The 17,356-nt window shown below is 70.3% G+C and carries 17 protein-coding genes; 6 read left to right on the forward strand and 11 right to left on the reverse strand.

Annotated elements, in window-relative coordinates:
- Window positions 1–103 precede the first annotated feature (103 nt).
- The 5 genes from ACFYTQ_RS26940 to ACFYTQ_RS26960 all read left to right on the forward strand — a co-directional run bounded on the left by ACFYTQ_RS26940 (window position 104) and on the right by ACFYTQ_RS26960 (window position 5,184).
- Window positions 104–928, forward strand: coding sequence for an RNA polymerase sigma factor SigF (locus tag ACFYTQ_RS26940; RefSeq protein WP_387366677.1), 825 nt, complete (start codon window positions 104–106; stop codon window positions 926–928).
- A gap of 27 nt (window positions 929–955) precedes the next feature.
- On the forward strand, window positions 956–1,657 hold the full coding sequence (locus ACFYTQ_RS26945; protein WP_387366680.1) for a S1 family peptidase: 702 nt from the start codon (window positions 956–958) through the stop codon (window positions 1,655–1,657).
- A gap of 124 nt (window positions 1,658–1,781) precedes the next feature.
- Window positions 1,782–3,413 carry a DUF885 domain-containing protein gene (locus tag ACFYTQ_RS26950; RefSeq protein ID WP_387366683.1) on the forward strand — a complete coding sequence of 544 codons (1,632 nt, stop codon included), beginning with the start codon at window positions 1,782–1,784 and terminating at the stop codon, window positions 3,411–3,413.
- 28 nt (window positions 3,414–3,441) lie between these two features.
- On the forward strand, window positions 3,442–3,879 hold the full coding sequence (locus ACFYTQ_RS26955) for a lytic transglycosylase domain-containing protein (RefSeq protein WP_387366686.1): 438 nt from the start codon (window positions 3,442–3,444) through the stop codon (window positions 3,877–3,879).
- Window positions 3,880–4,041: 162 nt separating this feature from the next.
- Window positions 4,042–5,184: a DUF475 domain-containing protein gene (locus ACFYTQ_RS26960; protein ID WP_387366689.1), complete on the forward strand. Its 1,143-nt coding sequence runs from the start codon at window positions 4,042–4,044 to the stop codon at window positions 5,182–5,184.
- Between the two features lie 11 nt (window positions 5,185–5,195).
- Here ACFYTQ_RS26960 and ACFYTQ_RS26965 read toward each other — a convergent pair whose 3' ends face one another.
- From ACFYTQ_RS26965 to ACFYTQ_RS26985, 5 genes are all read right to left on the reverse strand, one after another.
- Window positions 5,196–5,705 carry a DUF664 domain-containing protein gene (locus ACFYTQ_RS26965; RefSeq protein WP_387366692.1) on the reverse strand — a complete coding sequence of 170 codons (510 nt, stop codon included), beginning with the start codon at window positions 5,703–5,705 and terminating at the stop codon, window positions 5,196–5,198.
- A gap of 63 nt (window positions 5,706–5,768) precedes the next feature.
- Window positions 5,769–6,086 carry a hypothetical protein gene (locus ACFYTQ_RS26970; protein WP_387366695.1) on the reverse strand — a complete coding sequence of 106 codons (318 nt, stop codon included), beginning with the start codon at window positions 6,084–6,086 and terminating at the stop codon, window positions 5,769–5,771.
- A gap of 113 nt (window positions 6,087–6,199) precedes the next feature.
- Window positions 6,200–7,252, reverse strand: coding sequence for a hypothetical protein (locus ACFYTQ_RS26975; protein ID WP_387366698.1), 1,053 nt, complete (start codon window positions 7,250–7,252; stop codon window positions 6,200–6,202).
- Window positions 7,249–8,661, reverse strand: coding sequence for a pyridoxal phosphate-dependent aminotransferase (locus ACFYTQ_RS26980; RefSeq protein WP_387366701.1), 1,413 nt, complete (start codon window positions 8,659–8,661; stop codon window positions 7,249–7,251). The genes ACFYTQ_RS26975 and ACFYTQ_RS26980 overlap by 4 nt, the downstream gene beginning before the upstream one ends.
- Window positions 8,658–9,668 (reverse strand): helix-turn-helix transcriptional regulator, encoded by a 1,011-nt coding sequence (locus tag ACFYTQ_RS26985; RefSeq protein ID WP_387366704.1) that lies wholly within the window; start codon window positions 9,666–9,668, stop codon window positions 8,658–8,660. Before ACFYTQ_RS26985 ends, ACFYTQ_RS26980 begins: the two co-directional genes overlap by 4 nt.
- A 403-nt stretch (window positions 9,669–10,071) precedes the next feature.
- On the opposite strand from ACFYTQ_RS26985, the gene ACFYTQ_RS26990 reads away from it, so the two are divergent.
- Window positions 10,072–10,419, forward strand: coding sequence for a hypothetical protein (locus ACFYTQ_RS26990; RefSeq protein ID WP_387366707.1), 348 nt, complete (start codon window positions 10,072–10,074; stop codon window positions 10,417–10,419).
- Between the two features lie 3 nt (window positions 10,420–10,422).
- Here the strand turns inward: ACFYTQ_RS26990 and ACFYTQ_RS26995 are convergent, their stop codons facing one another.
- The 6 genes from ACFYTQ_RS26995 to ACFYTQ_RS27020 all read right to left on the reverse strand — a co-directional run bounded on the left by ACFYTQ_RS26995 (window position 10,423) and on the right by ACFYTQ_RS27020 (window position 17,293).
- The gene (locus ACFYTQ_RS26995) at window positions 10,423–11,244 is read right to left on the reverse strand and encodes a YceI family protein (RefSeq protein WP_387366710.1); all 822 of its coding nucleotides are present in this window, start codon (window positions 11,242–11,244) and stop codon (window positions 10,423–10,425) included.
- Window positions 11,245–11,257: 13 nt separating this feature from the next.
- Window positions 11,258–13,873, reverse strand: a complete 2,616-nt coding sequence (locus tag ACFYTQ_RS27000; RefSeq protein ID WP_387366713.1) for an MFS transporter — start codon at window positions 13,871–13,873, stop codon at window positions 11,258–11,260.
- Window positions 13,874–13,883: 10 nt separating this feature from the next.
- Window positions 13,884–14,375 (reverse strand): MarR family winged helix-turn-helix transcriptional regulator, encoded by a 492-nt coding sequence (locus ACFYTQ_RS27005; RefSeq protein ID WP_387366715.1) that lies wholly within the window; start codon window positions 14,373–14,375, stop codon window positions 13,884–13,886.
- Between the two features lie 143 nt (window positions 14,376–14,518).
- Window positions 14,519–15,358 carry a DUF72 domain-containing protein gene (locus tag ACFYTQ_RS27010; protein WP_387366718.1) on the reverse strand — a complete coding sequence of 280 codons (840 nt, stop codon included), beginning with the start codon at window positions 15,356–15,358 and terminating at the stop codon, window positions 14,519–14,521.
- Window positions 15,359–15,477: 119 nt separating this feature from the next.
- Window positions 15,478–15,729, reverse strand: coding sequence for a hypothetical protein (locus ACFYTQ_RS27015; RefSeq protein ID WP_387366721.1), 252 nt, complete (start codon window positions 15,727–15,729; stop codon window positions 15,478–15,480).
- A gap of 52 nt (window positions 15,730–15,781) precedes the next feature.
- A complete protein-coding gene (locus ACFYTQ_RS27020; RefSeq protein ID WP_387366724.1) occupies window positions 15,782–17,293 on the reverse strand; it encodes a hypothetical protein in 1,512 nt (503 codons plus the stop codon).
- Window positions 17,294–17,356 lie beyond the last annotated feature (63 nt).

A 17,356-nucleotide genomic window follows, 5' to 3' on the forward strand; every position in this document is an offset into this window, starting at 1 on the left:
CGACCGGCGCGTCAGCGCGGGGCCACGGGCACGTTTCAGCGCTGCGCAGCCGGTTATCCGGCTGAACACCGAACACTGTCGCACCACGAAGGGACCTCGCGCGATGACGGAACCCTCGAGCAGCCGGAACGTCGACTCTCGCACGAGCAAGGACTCCTACGACGACATCGAGCCCTGGTTCGACAAGCTCGCCTCCCTCGCCGCCACCGATCCCCATCGCGCGCATCTGCGCGACGAGCTGATCGGTCGCTGTCTACCCCTGGCCGAACACATCGCGCGCCGGTTCGCCGGACGCGGCGAGGCCTTCGAGGATCTGTTGCAAGTGGCCCGGGTGGGCGTCGTGCTGGCGGTGGACCGCTACGACGTCACCCGCGGCGCGAACTTCCTGTCCTTCGCCGTGCCCACGGTGATGGGCGAGGTGCGCCGCTACTTCCGCGACAACACCTGGGCCGTGCGAGTTCCGCGGCGGCTCAAGGAGATTCAGCAACTCATCGGCCCGACCACCGAGAAGCTGGCGCAACGGCTCGGCCGGATGCCCACCGCGCGCGAGCTGGCCGCCGAACTCGAGGTGGAGGTCACCGAGATCACCAACGCCCTGGTGGCGGCCAACGGGTACCGGACCGATTCGATCGAGGCCACCGTGGAGGACGGCGAGGATTCGGCGACGCCCCTGCGCGACAGCATCGGCACGGTGGAGCCCTGCTACGAACTGGTCGAGCAGGCCATGGCGGTGCGGCCGCTGATCGATCAGCTGCCCGAACGCGAACGCAGAGCGCTCATCCTGCGCTTCTTCGAGGGCAGGACCCAGACCCAGATCGCCGAGGAGCTGGGCGTCTCGCAGATGCACGTGTCCCGGATTCTCGCCAAGACGTTGCAATCCCTGAAGGACCAGGCTCTCGAGGTTCAGCGTCCCCGCCAGGCCGCCTGATCCACCACCTACCTTCGGGAGAAGCTCATGCGCACCCTCGCCTCGGCGAGCTGGACCCTGTCGGCGGTGTTCGCCGCCTCCGTGACCGCCGGAGTCGGCACCGCGCACGCCGCGGAACTGCCGGTCCTCGGTGGCGGTTCCGGCATCGTCATCGCCAACACCACCGGCTGCACCCTCACCACCATCGGCCACGACGCCGCGGACCGCCTGGTCGGCCTGACCGCCGGGCACTGCGGCGAACCCGGCCAGAGCGTGGTCTCGGAGACCGAGCCGAACGCCGGGATCGTGGGCCGGGTGGCCGCGACCGATCATGAACTCGATTACGCCGTCATCGAATTCGACCCCGATCGGGTCGCGCCCTCGGACCGCGTGGGCTCGGTGAGCATCACCGCCGTCGGCGCCCCCGCGAGCTTCCCGGCGACGGTCTGCAAGAAGGGCCGCACCACGGGCACCAATTGCGGCGTCGTCTGGGGCGACGTGCTGGCCCGCGGCACCGAGACCTGGACCCAGATCTGCGTCCTCCCCGGCGATTCCGGCGCCCCCGTCGTCGCGGGCACCACCCTCGTCGGCATGGTCAACGCCTATCTCGGCGTCGGCTGCCTCGGGCCCGAGGTCGGCACGAACATCAGCGCGATCCAGGCCCACCTCGACGCGAGCGGCGGCGTCGGCGCGGGCTTCCGCCCCGCCCTCGGCGCCGAGCAGGGCACACCCCGCGCGGGCGGCAGCTGAGCCGCGCGGATCGGCGCCCGCCACGAGCGCGAGATCGGCTGGGCCGCAAGTGTTTTCACACCACCGGGACGAGCTCCACGCGCCACCCGACTCCGGGTGATCTCCCCGGCGGTAGCGTGGCGGCATGGCGCAGGAGTTCGAGGAGCGGGCCGGACGGATCGTGGACGCGCTGCTGGCGGACGATCCGCACGCGGCGGCATGGGCGGGCGATCATCGGGCGGACGAGCGGCTGCCCGACTTCTCGGGCGAGGCGGTGCGCGGGCGGGCGGCGATGTTGCGGGAGGCGTCGCATGTGCTCGCGGAGGTGGACGACGACGCGTTGAACGCCGAGGACCGGGTCGACCTCGAGCTGTTGCGGCGGGAGGTCGACGGGCGGCTGTTCCTGCTGAACGAGGTCCGCGAGCACGAGTGGAATCCCTTGGCGCACAACCCCGGACCGTTGCTGTACGCCCTGCTGGCCCGGCCCTTCGCGCCACCCGAGCGGCGGCTCACGGCCCTGTCGGCGCGGCTCGCGGCCGTACCGGACGCCCTCGCCACCGCCCGCGCGACACTGGGCGACTGCCCGCGACCGCACGTCGAGACCGCGATCGGTCAGTTCGCCGGGGTCGCGGCCCTGATCCGCGACGAGGTCCCCGCGCTGGCGGCCCGCGTGCCGGGCGCCGACGTGCGCGCGGAATCCGCCGCGGCGCTCGCGGCCCTGGCCGACTTCGGCGACTGGCTCACCGCACGCCTGGAGCGTTCCGACCGCGATCCCCGGCTGGGCCGACGGCTGTGGGAGGCCAAGCTCTGGCACACCCTCGACACCGAACTCCCCGCCGCCGAGATCCTCGACCGCGCGCACCGGCATCTCGATCACCTGCACGAGCGGATCCGCGACGCCGCGGGCGAACTGCTGGGCGTCGCGCACCCCGACGACGACACCGTCCGCACCGCCCTGGACCGGGTCGCGGCCGACCACCCCGACGACGACACCATCGTGGCCGCCGCCCGCGCCGCCCTCGCCGACGCCCAGAGCTTCGCCGCCGCACACGAATTCGTCTCCCCCGTCCCCGACACCCTGGTCGTGCAGGAGATGCCCGAATTCGCCCGCGGCGTGGCCGTCGCCTACTGCGATCCCGTCGGCCCCCTCGAAACCGCCGACATCCCAACGTTTTTCGCCATCGCGCCCACCCCGTCGGGGTGGCCCGCGTCCCGGGTGCGCTCGTTCTACCGCGAGTACAACCACCACATGCTGCGCAACCTCGCCGTGCACGAGGCCGTGCCGGGCCACTTCCTGCAACTCGCCCACGCGCGCCGGTTCCGCGGCTCCACCCCCGTTCGGGCGCTCTGCGCGAGCGGCACCTTCATCGAGGGCTGGGCGGTCTACGCGGAGGAACTCATGACCGACCACGGCTTCGGCGGACTTCCGGTCCTGTTGCAGCGCTTGAAGTCCCACCTGCGCACGACCGTGAACGCCATCCTCGACCACGGCGTGCACTGCGCCGAACTCGACGAGGCCGCGGCCATGGACCTCATGCTGCGCCGCGGCTTCCAGGAGGAGGGCGAGGCGGCGGGGAAATGGCGGCGCGCCCGCCTCGGATCCACCCAGCTGTCCACCTATTTCGTCGGTTACTCCGAGATGTCGGCGATCGCCGCCGAACGCCCGCCGGAAATATCCCCGCGCGCGTGGCACGACGCGATGCTCGCGCACGGCTCTCCCTCACCCCGGCTGCTGCGCGAGCTGCTCACCGAGACACGCCGCGAGAATCACCGGTAATTCCAATAACCGGTGGTTTGCTCGAGGAATGGGATCGATCGCGAAGGTGACCGTCACGGTCATGGCGGCGTGCGCGATATCGGTCTGCGTGGGCCCCGCCGTCGCGGCGGCCGACGACGAGATCGCCACGGACTCGGATCTGGTCGAGGCGGGCCTGGGCCTGGGCTCGTCGCTGTACCGGCTGGCCCCGCAGACGATCGCGCGACTCATCGTGCCGCCCGACCAGTTCGACTCCTTCGACAACATCATCACCCGCGAGAGCGGTTGGAACGTCTTCGCGATCAATCCGACCTCGGGCGCCTACGGCCTGCCGCAGGCGCTGCCGCCGTTCAAGATGGCCACCCACGGCTGGGACTGGCCGGTCAATCCGGTCACCCAGATCCGTTGGGCCTACGATTACATGAACCAGCGCTACGGCAGTCCGAACGCGGCCTGGGCATTCTGGCAGGCGCACGGGTGGTATTGACCACCGCTCGTGGGCAACCCGACAGGTAGTGCCCCGCGGTAACGATTGTGAACCCCCTCGTGCAGCTGTCAGAATCGAATCGAGGGTTGCGAGCACTCTGACTGCTGCTACCCGTGGAGTCGAATCCCCCGCGGGTTGTCGGGCTAGCGAAAGGCATCGGCCATGTTCGTGCGTGTGTTCGCCCTGTCGTTCATCGTCGCGGTAGCGGGTCTGGTGGGAGCGCTGCTCTACGGCGGTCCCGAGGCGTTGATCCTGGCGTCGATACTCGGGGTGCTCGAGGTGTCGCTCTCCTTCGACAACGCCGTGGTCAATGCCGCTGTGCTACAGCGGATGAGCCGATTCTGGCAACGAATGTTCCTCACCGTCGGCGTGCTGGTCGCGGTGTTCGGCATGCGGCTGGTCTTCCCCCTGATCGTCGTGGCCATCGGCGCGCACCTCGATCCGCTCAAGGCGCTCGAGCTGGCGCTCAACCCGCCGCCGGACGGGCTGGCGTACTTCGCCGACGGGCGGCCCAGTTACGAGACCCTGCTCAACGACGCCAATCCCAAGATCGCCACCTTCGGCGGGATGTTCCTGCTGCTGTTGTTCCTGAACTTCGTCTGCGCCGAGCGCGAGATCACCTGGCTGTCCTGGCTGGAACGCCCGCTGGGCCGGATCGGCCGGTTCCCCATGTTCACCACCGTGGTCTCGCTGGTGACGCTGGTCTTCGTGGCCGGTTTCCTCGCGCCCAACGACAAGGCCGACGTGGTGATGGTCGCGGGCGTGCTCGGCGTGGTCACCTACATCCTCGTCGACGGGCTGGGCAAGCATTTCGACGACGAGCCGGAGGAGGGCGAATCGTCCTCGGGCCCATCCGGACTCGCGGTGCTCACCGGCCGCGCCGCCTTCTTCAGCTTCCTGTACCTGGAGGTGCTGGACGCGTCGTTCTCCTTCGACGGCGTGATCGGCGCGTTCGCCATCACCTCCGACCCGATCATCATCGCGCTGGGCCTGGGCCTGATCGGCGCGATGTTCGTCCGGTCGATCACGGTGTACCTGGTCCGGCGGGGCACGCTGTCGGAGTACGTGTACCTCGAGCACGGCGCGCACTGGGCCATCGGCGCGCTCGCGCTCGTGCTGCTGTACTCGACCGGCCGCCACGTGGACGAGATGACCACCGGCCTGATCGGCGTCGCCATCATCGCCGCCGCCTATGTGAGCAGCGTCGTGCACAACCGCCGCCACCGCGTGTCGCCCGACAACACGCCAGCCGAGACCGATCTGGAACTCACCGAGCCGCCCCGCGAATACGTCGGTCCCGCCTGAGGTTCCAGCCCCTAGCGCCCGCGCTCGACGACGCCGCGCAGGAACGCCGCCTGCCCCGCGTGTTGCAGGTCGTCGGAGATCACGCTCACCAGCCGCACGCCCAGCGTCACCGGCGGATCCCAGCGACGATCCACGACGCGCGGCAGATCGGCGTCGGTGAGCGTCGCGAGGTACCGCAGCGTCTGTTCGTGCACCGCGTCGTAGTACCCCGTCAGCACCTCCGCCGACGCCCTGACGATCCCCACCCGCTCCGCGTCGTGCCCGTACCCCGTCTCGGCCGGATCGATGGGCAGCCCGAACCGCTCGTACCACCCCTTGGCCGTCCAGATCTGCTCGAGCCCCGCGACCTCCGCGATATGGTCGTCCTGCACCCGAGTCAGATGCCACACGAGCCAAGCGATCGAATTGGCCGCCGGATCCACCCGATACGTCAACGCGGCCTCGTCCAGCCCGTCAACGGCCTCGTGAACCACCTCGCGGACCCGCCCGTACCCATCGGTCAACACCTCGATACCGCTCATGATCAACTCCCGCCCTCGCAGCGATCCGGTCGCCGTCGACGCTAGCCGGTACCACCGACAAGTTCAGGCGGCCGACACGATCGAGGGCCGCAGCAGCCGATCCACCACCCGCAGACACAACAGCGCCACCGCCCCCTCGAGCGTGAGCCCGAGCTCCGCGGCCCGCACCGCCGCCATCTCCAGCGCCACCTCGTCATCGACCAGCGTTGGGTCACTGAGGATTTCATCGAGCACCATCCCGTGTACCGCTAGCGCCCGATCGAGCCGCCGCCCCGGCAACCAACTCAGCACCCACCCCCCGTCCTCGCCCGCCCCGACGAACCGAGCCACCTCCGGCGTCTTGTCGCTGGAGATCGCCCCCGATGTGAATTCCAGAGTCATGTCATCCCCTAGGCCCCCGCGCTGATACCCCCGAGCGTAAACAGCCGCTCCTCACCGGGCCAAGTGGTTATGCCGCCCAACCACACCGCCTCGCTGGGCACCATCGGCGGCGACTACCACGCCGCGATCCTGCGACTGGCCGAGTTCGATGATCTCGACGACGGCGACTGCCGCGAATTGTTTCGCTCGGCGCTGGAGCAACGCTGGAAGGGCGGTCGCCCGCAGTGATCGGCGAGGCGGCGGATCATCGCGACCGTGGCGGCGCTGTAGGCGTGGCTGGCGGCGGCGGGGCGGCGGGCGGGGTAGTTCGAGCGATGCGTGACGGTCACGCCCGCGCGGATCACGGTGGCGTCCAAGACCGTTGCGACGCAGTTGCCGCCCGCCTTGCCGGCGAGATCCACGACGACCGCGCCGGGGCCGAGGGCGGCCAGCGCGGCCGCGTCCACCAGCACCGGGGCGGGCTCGCCCCGACGGGTCGCGGCGCAGATCACCAGATCGGGCTTCGCGGCATCGATGATGTCGACGATGCCCGCGGCGGCGAGCCGGAACTCGCAGGGACCCACGGGGATCAGCGCGTCCCGCTGCTCGGGGCGCAGACCGACGACCACCGGCGGCTCGTCCGCGCCGGCGTGCGCGGCGGCGACCGCCGATCGCCCGGCCTGACCGCAGCCCAGCACGAGCGAGCGAACCGGTCGGCCGCGGACGTGGGCGGGCAGCAACCGGCGGCCCGCCCGGTAGGCGACGCTCCCGGCGATCCGGCTCATGGCGGTCAGGGCGTCGACCTCGGGTGCGTCGCCGGGCGAAACCCATTCGAACGCAATCGATTCCACGCCCGCCGCGCGCAGGGCCGCGATCTGCCCGGCCCGGTGGATCGGATCCTGGAAGCCGACCAGCGTCAGGCCGGGCCGGTGCGGCACGGACTCGAGCGGGAAGGCGGGCGGTTTCACCCAGGCGACCAGATCGGCGGGCGCGAACACCGCCGCCGCGGTCGGGGCCAGCCGTGCGCCCGCCGCACGATAGTGCTCGTCGGCGAATCCGGCCGCGCGCCCCGCCCCGGCCTGCACGACAACCTCGTGCCCCATGGCGACGAGCCGCGCCACTCCCGGCGGGGTGAGCGCGACCCGGCGCTCGCGCGGCGCGGTCTCCCGCGGCACCCCCACGATCACGACGGCATCGAATCGAGTTCGGGCAGACCGTATTCCACCAGCGCGGCGCGATAGGTCAGACCGCCCGTGAGCTCCCCGACCAGCCGCGTCAGCCGGTCGAACATCTCGTCGGCCAGATCCCGCGACTCCCGCCGCGGCGCCTTGCGCGGCGCGAGCACATTGAGCCGCACCCCGAGCCGGGGCGACCCGGTGCGGTCCAGGGCGACACTGTCGATGCCCGCGGCCACCAGCAGTAGATCCTCGAGGCGCGCGGCGGAATCGACCCCGGCCGCCGCGAGCAGCGCCGCGTCGAACTCCACCGACAGGAACATCCCCTCGGCACTGCCCAACGGCCGCAACACCTTCCGGCCCGCCTGCCGATTGAGGTCGGCGATCCGATCGAGCGCCCCGCTCATCTGCTCGCGCATCAGCTTGCGGTTGTGCTCGAAGTAGCGGTCGGGGGTGTGCTCGAGCACCGCGCGGGCCAGATGCGCGGTCTCCCGCTGGAACGCGATGGTGAGCCGGGCCCGGATCCGGGCCAGCCAGTCGGCGTCGCCGGTGCAGGCCGCGCCGATCTTGCAGGGCCCGAAGGCGTTGTAGCCCTTGGAGTTACCGGTGAGGGTGAGCACCCGGTCGTACATCCGCACCGGACCCGCCGCGGTGTCGACCTCGAGCGCCGCCAGCGGCAGGTGCGCGGCCACCAGCCGATCGAAGGCCATATCGCACACCACCGGCACCTCGGCCTCGGCGAGCACCCGCGCGACGGCCAGCAGTTCGGCCTTCGAGTAGCGGGCCACCACCGGATTGCCGGGCAGGGTGAGCACCACACCGCACAGTTCGCCGGTACCTCGGTAGTGCGCGAGGCAGTCCGCCAGCGCCGCGGGGTCGATGGCGAACCGGTCGTCCGGCGTGGCCGGGCAGCACACGACGCGCAGTCCGGCCTTGCGGATGTGGATGCCCGCGCTCTTGTAGAAGCCCTCGGGGCACACGATCACGCCGCCGGGCCGGGCCAGCGTCGCCACCGCCTCCTCGAGCAGCATCGTGCTCGAATACGGGCAGACGAGCACCTCCTCCGGCCGTACCCGCACCCCGGCCACGCCGTCGGCGGGGCGGACGAAACGCTCGAACAGCTTGTCGGCGGCCAACTCCCGCAGCACGCCGGGCTGGCGTTTGTCGTAGCGGCCGCCGTCGGCGTAGTCCGGCGGCGGATCGGTGTGCAGCAGCTCCGCCCAGGCCCGGTCCAGCGCCCGCACGGCGGCGGGGTCCGGCGCCAGGCCGGTCTCGCCGTGGTAGGCGTCGATGATCCCGGTGTACCGGCGTCCCTCGGTCCCGGCGAACCGCGCGGTCGGCGGAATCGCCTTGCGCACCAGGCGTTTGCGCGCCTCGGAGCGCGTCGACAGCTCGGCGACGTCGAGCGCGAATCGGCTCACGACTGCCCGGCTTCCGTCGCCGTCTCCCCCGGCGCGGGCACCCGGGCCCACGCGCGGGCGAGGGCCGCGCGGAACAGCTCCCGGCAGTCGCCCTGGGTGAGCCGATCGAATCGGGCCAGCTCCGGGGCGGCTACGATCTCGTCGACGGCGATGGCCGAACCCATCAGCCGCAATTCGTACAGCTTCTCGAACCGCCGAATCGCGAAGGCCACATCGTGTTTGAGCGCCGAGAACCGGGTCGCCACCCGCGCCTGCCGCGAGTAGTCGTACTCCCCGATGCACACGTAGCGGTCGTCGACGACGAGCATGCTCTGCGCGTTGCGCGCGTGCTCGCGCTTGACCAGCACGCTCTCCACCCCGGACCGCACCTGCCACCACAGTTTCTCGTCGTAGGGCCAGACGTCCTCGATGCTGTCGAGCACGTACATCCGGCGCACCCGGATGCGCGGCTCGTGCACGGTGTCGGCGAGCCGCACGATCGCGGCGTGATAGTCGTCGCCCACGTCGCCGCCGATGGTGCCGAGATCGGCGGTGTGGATGGCCAGCACCGAACGCTCGGCCTGTTCGAGGATCGTGAGCCAGTCGGCGACGGTGTTCCACTCCCACACCGTCGCGCTGCGCGAAGGGATCTGGGCGAGGATCTCCTCGGCGCGGTCGAGCTGGCGCGCGGCGATGAGCCGCAGCGGCTCGATGTCCTTGGCCGAGGTCTGGGTGTCGATCACGCTCTGGGCGATCGACAGCACGCGCTCGACCACCTCGGGATCCTTCCCGAGCAGAATGTTGAACCGCATCCGCAGGTCGTAGTGCGCGCCCGCGGCGTCGGCGGCGGCGTCGGTGACCGTGGCCATCGGAAGTTCCTCGCCCAGCGCCGAACTCAGCCGTTCCCGCAGCGGTAACGGCGGGACCCGGGTGCCGTTCTCGATCTGCTGGATCAGGCTGCGCGAGCAGTCCGCCTTCTTCGCCAGAGCCGCCTGGGTGTAGCCCCGCTCGATACGAAGGCGGCGCACCAGGTTTCCTATCGGCTCCCCACCAGGGTGGCCAGAGAGTGTCACGATGCCAAATTCTAGCCACACATATGCCCGCGTGTGTCAACGGCACCGGCGAGAGATTCTCGTGGCGGCGGACTCGGTGTGAACCCTCGATTGTACTGACACACAAGGCAACTCATCCGGCAGTTTTCCTGCCCGAAACCGTTCGAAGCGGCATTGTTTCACGCAATTCCGGTCGAATATCCGGACACAGCAGGATGATTGGTCACAGATCTGCTTCGATTCGAGCATTCGGGTATCGAAAATATCCAAATGTGGCACAAGGCTTACATTGACACCCCAGGTCGCCGCTTCGTAGCATTTAGAAACAGCCATTGCCGTCGACGACGGCGACGGCTTCGATAACGAGGAGGTGCTCCCCATGGCACTCCGGATCACCGCGTGGCTGATCACCAGCGATGTCACTCCCGAACTGGCACAGTACCTTCCGAGCGCGCGGGGCGGGCACTGGGCCCTGAGCTGGCTGCCCGGCGTCCCCCTCACCCGCGATCAGGCGCTCAGCGGGATGGTGCTGGACGAACTCCTCAGCGATCCGCGGCTCGTAGCCAACGACGTGGCCTTCGAGCTGGCCGCCTTCCGCGCGGCCGAGGTGGGAATCACCCTGGAGCAGGCGCTGATCCGGCTCTACGGCCGCATCCTCGCCCGCGATACCGAGGCGTCCCGGGGGGACGGGCCCGGCCGGCCGCTGCTGGCGGCCGGTCGGGTGTAACCCTCACATCGAGGGCAGCTGCTCGCCCTGCACGACCTCGATGTCGAGATCGATCTTGACCGTGGTGCCGACCGCGGCCACGCCCGCCCGCACGATCGCGTTGTAGTCGATCGCGAAATCGTTGCGGTGTAACAGGGTTTCGGCGTGGAACGCGGCGCGCACCCCGCCCCACGGGTCCGGTCCCCAGCCGCCGAAGGTGACGGCCAGTTCGACCGGCCGCACCTGGCCGTGCAGGGACAGCTCGCCCGGCATGGCGAAGGTGTCCGGTCCGGTGCGCCGGAAACCCTTGCCGGTGAAGGAGATCAGCGGATAGTTCTCGACGTCGAGGAACTCCGCCGAGCGCAGATGGTCGTCGCGCATCCCGATGCCGGTGTCGATGCTGGCGGCCTTGATCTCGGCGAAACCGGTTGTGCCCTCGAAGTTCTCGGTGATCTCGAGCCGACCGCCCACCTCCGGGAACCGCGCCTTGATGCTCGCGATGCCCAGATGCCGCGCGGTGACCTGCACCGTGGAGTGCACCGGATCGATGGTCCACGGCCCGGCGGGGGGCGCGGAGACCGCGCCCGCCTCCTGTTCGAGCACGACGTCGCCGAGATCGCCGGAACCGTCGGCGGCGACGCGCGCCACCCGGGCCACCGGCCGGAAACCGGGCGCGGTGACGACCGCGGTGTGCGCTCCCGCGGGCAGCGGCTCGGTCGCCGCCGCCCCGGTCGCGTCCGCCGCGGCCCGCGCCAGCTGCCGCCCCGTCGAATCGGTCACTGTCAGAACGGCATCCGGCACCGGCCAACCGTCGGCGGTGTGGATGCGGGTGATCAAGCCACTCATGACTACCTGTCGCTCACGCGGATGTGTTGTCGTATCCCAGTCGCACGTCGTGGGTGGTCTCGCCGCCCACCACGCTGACCCGGCCGCTCACCGGCGGGTAGCCGCGGGCCACCACGGTGTACTCGCCCTCGGGCAGATCGGTCAGCACGTACCGGCCGTTGTCGTCGGTGCGCGCGGACGCGATCTCGCTGCCCTGCTCGTCGAGCACCGAGACGTACGCGTCGCGCACGGCCCGTCCGTCGGCCGAGGCCGCGCCGGACAGCACCGTCATCGCCGACAGCTCGACGTCGTGGTGCAGCAGCCCGCTGTCGGGAACGGTGAGAGCCGTTGCCGCGGGCCGCATGTGCTCGGCGACCGCGACGAGGGTGTAGGTGCCCGACACCACGCCCTGGCAGACGTAGGCGCCGTCCGCGCCGGTGACCGCGGCGCCGACCACCTCGCCGCGCATATCGGTCAGGGTGACCGTCGCGCCCGCCACCGGCTCGCCGCGCCCGGCCTTGCGCACCACGCCGGACAGCTCGCCCGAACCCTGCAAGGCGATGTCCAGCGCCTGCGCGCGATCGCCGACGTGCACGTTCACCGCCGCGGGCTGATGTCCGGCCGCCGACACGATCAGCACGTAGTCGCCCGGGTCCGGGGCCGAGATCCGGTAGCCGCCGTCGCCGCCGCCGGTGGTCCGCGAAACCTGGTGTCCGCGTTGGTCGATCAGCGTCAGCACCGCACCGGGCACGGCCCGGCCGTCCTCGCGGCGCACGTGTCCGTCCAGCGACCGGCCCTCGCCGCCGTCGTAGGACACCGGTTCGGCCGCCGTCAGCTGCGCGACCGCGCCGTGCGCGGTGCTGCCGTTGGTCGCGGCGCCCTGATGGGCGAGCACGCGGGCGGGTTCGGGATCGGCCGCGTGCCTGCCGCCGCGCACCGGCGCCGCCGCGAACACCTCGACCCGCTCCCGGTCGGCCTCGGCGGGCACGGTCTCCGCGGCGAATTCCGGTGCGGGCGAGGCGGACTCGGCCGCGGCGTCCACGGGCTCGGGCGCCTGCGGGGCCGCGGCGGCCGCGCCCGGATCCTTGAGCGGGATCTCGCGCATGAACAGCAGCACGAACGAGGCCAGCAGCGCCACCGCGGTGGCCGCGTAGAACACCCCGTGCAGGGAGTTGGTGAACCCGATCAGGATCGGATCCTTCACCTGCGGGGGCAGCGCGCCCAGACCACTGGTGTTGCTCTGCAACTGGTTCAGCTTGCCGGTGTCGAACCCGGGCGGCAGGTTGCCGCCGAAGGCGTCGACGATGCGGTGCGGCAGCAGGTTGAACAGGATGGTCAGGAACACCGCCACGCCCAGCGTGCCGCCCATCTGACGGAAGAAGGTGGCCGACGCGGTGGACACGCCCATATCCGAACGGGGACCGGCGTTCTGGGCCGCGAGGATCAGCGTCTGCATACACCCGCCGAGCCCGAAGCCGATGATGCCGCTGTAGAGCAGCGGCTGCCACAGCGGGCTGTCGAAGTGCACCTGCGCGTACAACGCCGTACCGCACGCCACGATGAACGTGCCCAGCACGGGCAGGAACTTGTAGCGCCCGGTGAACCGGGTGATCTGCCCGGAGATCTGCGAACCCAGCATGATGCCCAGCACCATCGGCAACATCATCAAACCGGCCTTGGTGGGCGAGAATTCGCGCACCACCTGCAAATACAGCGGAACCATCGAGATGCCGCCGAACATCGCCACACCGACGATGAAGCCGCCGAGGATCGTCACGCTGAACGTCGAATTGCGGAACAGCCGCAACGGGATCAGCGCGGCGTCGCGCATCAGGTACTCGACGAACAGGAACAGCAGCAACCCGATCGCGCCGATCGCGTAGCAGATGATCGCCTTGCGCGAGTCCCACCCCCAGCCGCGGCCCTGTTCGGCCACGATCAGCAGCGGCACCACGCAGATCGCGAGGGTGATCGCGCCGAACCAGTCGACGCGGTGGTTCTGCCGCTGATGCGGCGTGTTGAGCACCCGGGCGACCACGGCCAGCGCGACGACGCCGATCGGCACGTTCACCAGGAACACCCAGCGCCAGCCGTCCAGCCCCCACAGGTGGTCGAAGCCCGACAGCCAGCCGCCCAGCACCGGGCCGAGCACGGTCGCGCTGCCGAACACGATCATGAAGTAGCCCTGGTAGCGCACGCGCTCGCGGGCCGGGACGATATCGCCGATGATGGTGAACGCCAACGACATCAGGCCGCCCGCGCCCAGGCCCTGGAACGCGCGGAACCCGGCCAGCTCGTACATCGAGGTGGCGAAGGTGCACGCAGCCGAGCCGATGACGAACAGGCCGATCGCGGTGAGGTAGAACGGCTTTCGCCCGTAGATGTCGGCGAGCTTGCCGTAGAGCGGGGTGCTGATCGTCGCCGTGATCAGGTAGGCGGTCGTCGCCCACGCCTGCTGGTCGAAGCCGTGCAGACTGTTGGCGATGCGCACGATCGCCACGCTCACGATGTTCTGGTCGAGTGCGGCGAGGAACATGCCCAGCAGCAGGCCCGACAACACGGTCAGGATCTGCCGGTGCGACAGTGTCGTGCCCGCACCCGACGCCGGGGCCGGCTGCGCGGCCGGCGCCTCGGCGGTCGAATTCGTCATAGTGGTGGCCTTATTTCGGTTCGGCTGTCGATGGGGGGATTGCTTCGATACTGCTGTTGAGGCGGTCGAGCAGGGTGATCAGGGTGGTCCGGTCGGCGGGCGGCCAGTCACCCAGCAGATCGGCCATCCACAGATTGCGCAACCTGCGATTCTCCTCGAAGACGCGCTGCCCCTCGGCGGTGGCCGCCAGGACGCAGGCGCGCCCGTCGATCGGATCGGCCCGGCGCTCGACCAGACCGTGGGCCACCAGCGTTCGGGTCTGTCTGCTGATGGTCGACATCTCGGCATGCAGCTGCTCGGCGAGTTTGCCCGTTCGCTGCGGACCGTCGTGCACCAGGCAGAACAGGACGGAGTAGGCGAGCTTCTCCAGCCCGTCCGGGCCGTGCTTGGCCAGCTGCCCCTTGGCCCGATTGATCGCGCGCACGAACCGGAGCAGCTGCGCGCCGAGCAGATCCGCGTCGTCGAACGCGGCGGCGTTGCTGTCCAGACCCACGGCGGTCATCGGCGATCACCTCGATACAACGGAGTTAATTAGCACGCACAACTAGTTGCCTGTGCCAACTATACGCATGCCGCCCGGTGCCCCCGCAAATCGTTTTCCTCAGAACAACGTCATCGGCTTCCTGAGAGCGATCAGGGACTTCCTCAGAACAACGTCATCGGCGCGCTGTCGGTGGGTTCGGGCAGCGGGGACAGATCCGGCAGCCGGGCGCCCACGTCGTCGTGGAAGCGCCGGGCCAGGGTGAGGGCGTCGGCGTTGTCGGGGGTGTGCACGAACACCGTCGGCGAGCGGCCCTCGCCGAGCCAGTCGACGCAGGCGTCCACCCAGCGCGTCCAGCCCGCGGCCGTGACCTCCGGATCGTCTCGGCCGATGTAGCGCACGATCGGATGGTCGGTCAGCGCCGCCGTGCGCAGCGCGACCCGCGGCTTGCGCGTCCAGGCGTCGCGCTCGGCCTCGGTGCCGGGCCGGGTCGCGAACAGCGTGGTGGTGTCGAACGGGATCCATTCGGTGCCGGTGCGACCCAGCACGTATTCCAGTTGCCGAGCGGTCCGCTCGTCGTCGAAGAAGGCCGGATGCCGAACCTCCACGGCGTAGCGATGATTCGCGGGCAGCCGCCCCAGGAACCGGGCGAGGGCCCCGAGGTCGGTGGGCGCGAAGGAGGCGGGCAGCTGGACCCAGATCGCGTGCGCGCGGGGACCGAGCGGTTCGACGGCCTCGAGGAACGCCCGCACCTCGGCGTCGGCGTCGCTCATCCGGCGTTCGTGGGTGATGGTCCGCGGCAGCTTGACCACGAAGCGGAAGTCGGGGGCCGTCTGCTCGGCCCAGCCCGCGACGGTCTGCCGGGTGGGAGTCCCGTAGAAGGTGGTGTTGCCCTCGACGGCGTTGCACCAGCCCGCGTAATCCCGCAGCCGCGACTTGGCGTGCGGCTGACGGTCCTGCCATGCGGTGTGCGTCCACTGCGCACATCCGACGTGAAGCTGCATAGCACCTTTATGCACCCATCCGGGCCGGGCGTCCAAGGGGCTCAGGCACCCAGCTGGCGGATCTCCGTATCGAGCGCCCGCCCACCCAGCAAGCGGATCTCGGTATCGAGCGCCGCTCACTACGCGCCCAGCAAGCGGATCTCCGTATTCAGCGCCTCGGCCTGGGTACTCAACGCCGCCTCGTCGGGCTGGTCGCCGATGCGGGCGGCGAGGTCGCCGCGGGTGATGACGACCAGCGTGTCCAGGTCGTCCTCGGATCCGGGCTCGATGCGCAGGCTGCCCTCGCTCAGAACCAGGCGGGTGTGCGGGCTCCCGGCGTCGAGCAGCTGGCGTAGGTCCTCCGGCGTGATCTTCGACTTGTCGGCAGTCATGCTGTGCGTATGCCCGGGCGCGCGGAGAGAAAACCGTGGCGCGCGCGACCCCCTAGTCGGCGTTCCCGCGACGGCGCAGGAACAGCACCTGCTCCCCGTAATCGGCCAGCGGCCGGGCCTGACCGGCCTGCCGGATGCCGCTGGCGGGCAGGTTGGTGAGCTTGGCGAACATGGCCGTATTGCCGAACGCGGCACGCACCTGGGTCTCCGAGGCGTAGTCGGCGCCGTACTCGGCGAGCAGCGCGAAATCCAAGGGCGCCAACGGTTTGTCCAGCGCGGGCTGCCCGGCGGGGCGGCCCAGCGCGGCGTACTGGGTCGCCGAACCCTCGGCGTACCAGCACAATTCGTAGGCCAGATTCTCGGTGGTGCTCACCGCGATCACCGGCCAGTCCTGCGCGAGCCGCAGCGCCAGTGGGTGTTTCCCGACCGGGGCCAGTTCCCAGTTCAGGCTCTTGACCGAGATCCAGTGTCCCCCCGCGCGTTCGATGAGCACCACGTCGTCGCCGAGCCGCTCGGTCAGGTTCAGCTCCGGCTCCGGCAGCGTCCACTGCGGCTGATGCACGCCGTGGAAGAAGCCGCTGCCGACCGGGCGGGCGTCGTCGACCGCGTACGCGGCGATCACGGCCGCCCGCACCTGGGCCAGCGCGTCCGGGGCGGTGCAGCGCACGCTCAGCGCGCCGAACGAATGCGCGATCTCGACCGGTTTGGACGGCAGGTCCGGAAGTGCCCCGGCCGCCAGGGGTTTCAGCCCCACCAGGCCGAGCTTCCAGTTGATCTCCTCGATGGTGCTCAGATCACCGGAGGTCTGGTAGAGGATCTGCTGCTGGGTGAGCCGGGCCGCGCGATCGAGGGTGGGGCACTCCAGCTTCTGCAACGCCGCGAAGGTCTTGCTGGTGAATTCCAGTTCCTCGAGCGGGGTTTCGCGCAGCCGCGTGGTCATCGCCGCCGAGGTCCACGCCGAGTAGCGCTCCCGGTACATCGCCAGCGCCTGCTTGCGCGAGCGCCCGATCATCAACGTGCGCAACAACATATTGAGACTCGCCAGATACCGGCTCGCGGTCTCGGGATCGGCCGCGAACAGCCCGGCCCGGATGCGCACGGCCTCCGAACTCGCCGCCACCGCCGACCCGGGATCCAGGCGGCACAGCCACACGCCGCATTTGGACAGACCGTCGGCGCACACCCCCGCCGCCATCGGATACCGCTGGGCCACATGGTGATACGCGTCGCACGCCTGCCGGATGGTGGCGGTCGCCAGTTCCCGATGCCCGATGGTGCGCGCGGCCTGTTCGAACAGCCGCAACGCCTCCTGCACCTGCCCGGCGAAATGGGCGCTGACGTGCCCGGCGGTCAGCCAGCGCAGCCGGATCAGCACGGCCTCCTGGGCGGGTTCGAGCGCGGCGGGGGCCCGATCCCGTTCGGAGCCGTCCTGTTTGGTGGCCATGAACGCCCGGGCCAGCTCGCACAGTGAGGTGGCCAGCCGCAGTTCGGCCTCGTCCGTCCGCTCCTGGGCGGCGATCCGTCTGTCCTCGGCCACCTGCTGCTCGATGGCGCTCAACTCCATCGCGATCCCAACTCCCGCATCCCTTCCACACACGGTCGTCGAGCGGCCGCATCGTGCGTGCCG

Origin of the sequence: Nocardia sp. NPDC004068 (assembly GCF_042874315.1) — a bacterium.
Lineage (GTDB): Bacteria > Actinomycetota > Actinomycetes > Mycobacteriales > Mycobacteriaceae > Nocardia.

Bases quoted from the DNA above. Each gene is read 5' to 3' on its own strand.
- ACFYTQ_RS27020 (WP_387366724.1), bottom strand. From the start codon at position 17,293: ATGGAGTTGAGCGCCATCGAGCAGCAGGTGGCCGAGGACAGACGGATC.
- ACFYTQ_RS27005 (WP_387366715.1), bottom strand. From the start codon at position 14,375: ATGACCGCCGTGGGTCTGGACAGCAACGCCGCCGCGTTCGACGACGCG.
- ACFYTQ_RS27000 (WP_387366713.1), bottom strand. From the start codon at position 13,873: ATGACGAATTCGACCGCCGAGGCGCCGGCCGCGCAGCCGGCCCCGGCG.
- ACFYTQ_RS27015 (WP_387366721.1), bottom strand. From the start codon at position 15,729: ATGACTGCCGACAAGTCGAAGATCACGCCGGAGGACCTACGCCAGCTG.
- ACFYTQ_RS26950 (WP_387366683.1), top strand. From the start codon at position 1,782: ATGGCGCAGGAGTTCGAGGAGCGGGCCGGACGGATCGTGGACGCGCTG.
- ACFYTQ_RS26955 (WP_387366686.1), top strand. From the start codon at position 3,442: ATGGGATCGATCGCGAAGGTGACCGTCACGGTCATGGCGGCGTGCGCG.
- ACFYTQ_RS26960 (WP_387366689.1), top strand. From the start codon at position 4,042: ATGTTCGTGCGTGTGTTCGCCCTGTCGTTCATCGTCGCGGTAGCGGGT.
- ACFYTQ_RS26990 (WP_387366707.1), top strand. From the start codon at position 10,072: ATGGCACTCCGGATCACCGCGTGGCTGATCACCAGCGATGTCACTCCC.
- ACFYTQ_RS26995 (WP_387366710.1), bottom strand. From the start codon at position 11,244: ATGAGTGGCTTGATCACCCGCATCCACACCGCCGACGGTTGGCCGGTG.
- ACFYTQ_RS26945 (WP_387366680.1), top strand. From the start codon at position 956: ATGCGCACCCTCGCCTCGGCGAGCTGGACCCTGTCGGCGGTGTTCGCC.
- ACFYTQ_RS26965 (WP_387366692.1), bottom strand. From the start codon at position 5,705: ATGAGCGGTATCGAGGTGTTGACCGATGGGTACGGGCGGGTCCGCGAG.
- ACFYTQ_RS27010 (WP_387366718.1), bottom strand. From the start codon at position 15,358: ATGCAGCTTCACGTCGGATGTGCGCAGTGGACGCACACCGCATGGCAG.
- ACFYTQ_RS26940 (WP_387366677.1), top strand. From the start codon at position 104: ATGACGGAACCCTCGAGCAGCCGGAACGTCGACTCTCGCACGAGCAAG.
- ACFYTQ_RS26970 (WP_387366695.1), bottom strand. From the start codon at position 6,086: ATGACTCTGGAATTCACATCGGGGGCGATCTCCAGCGACAAGACGCCG.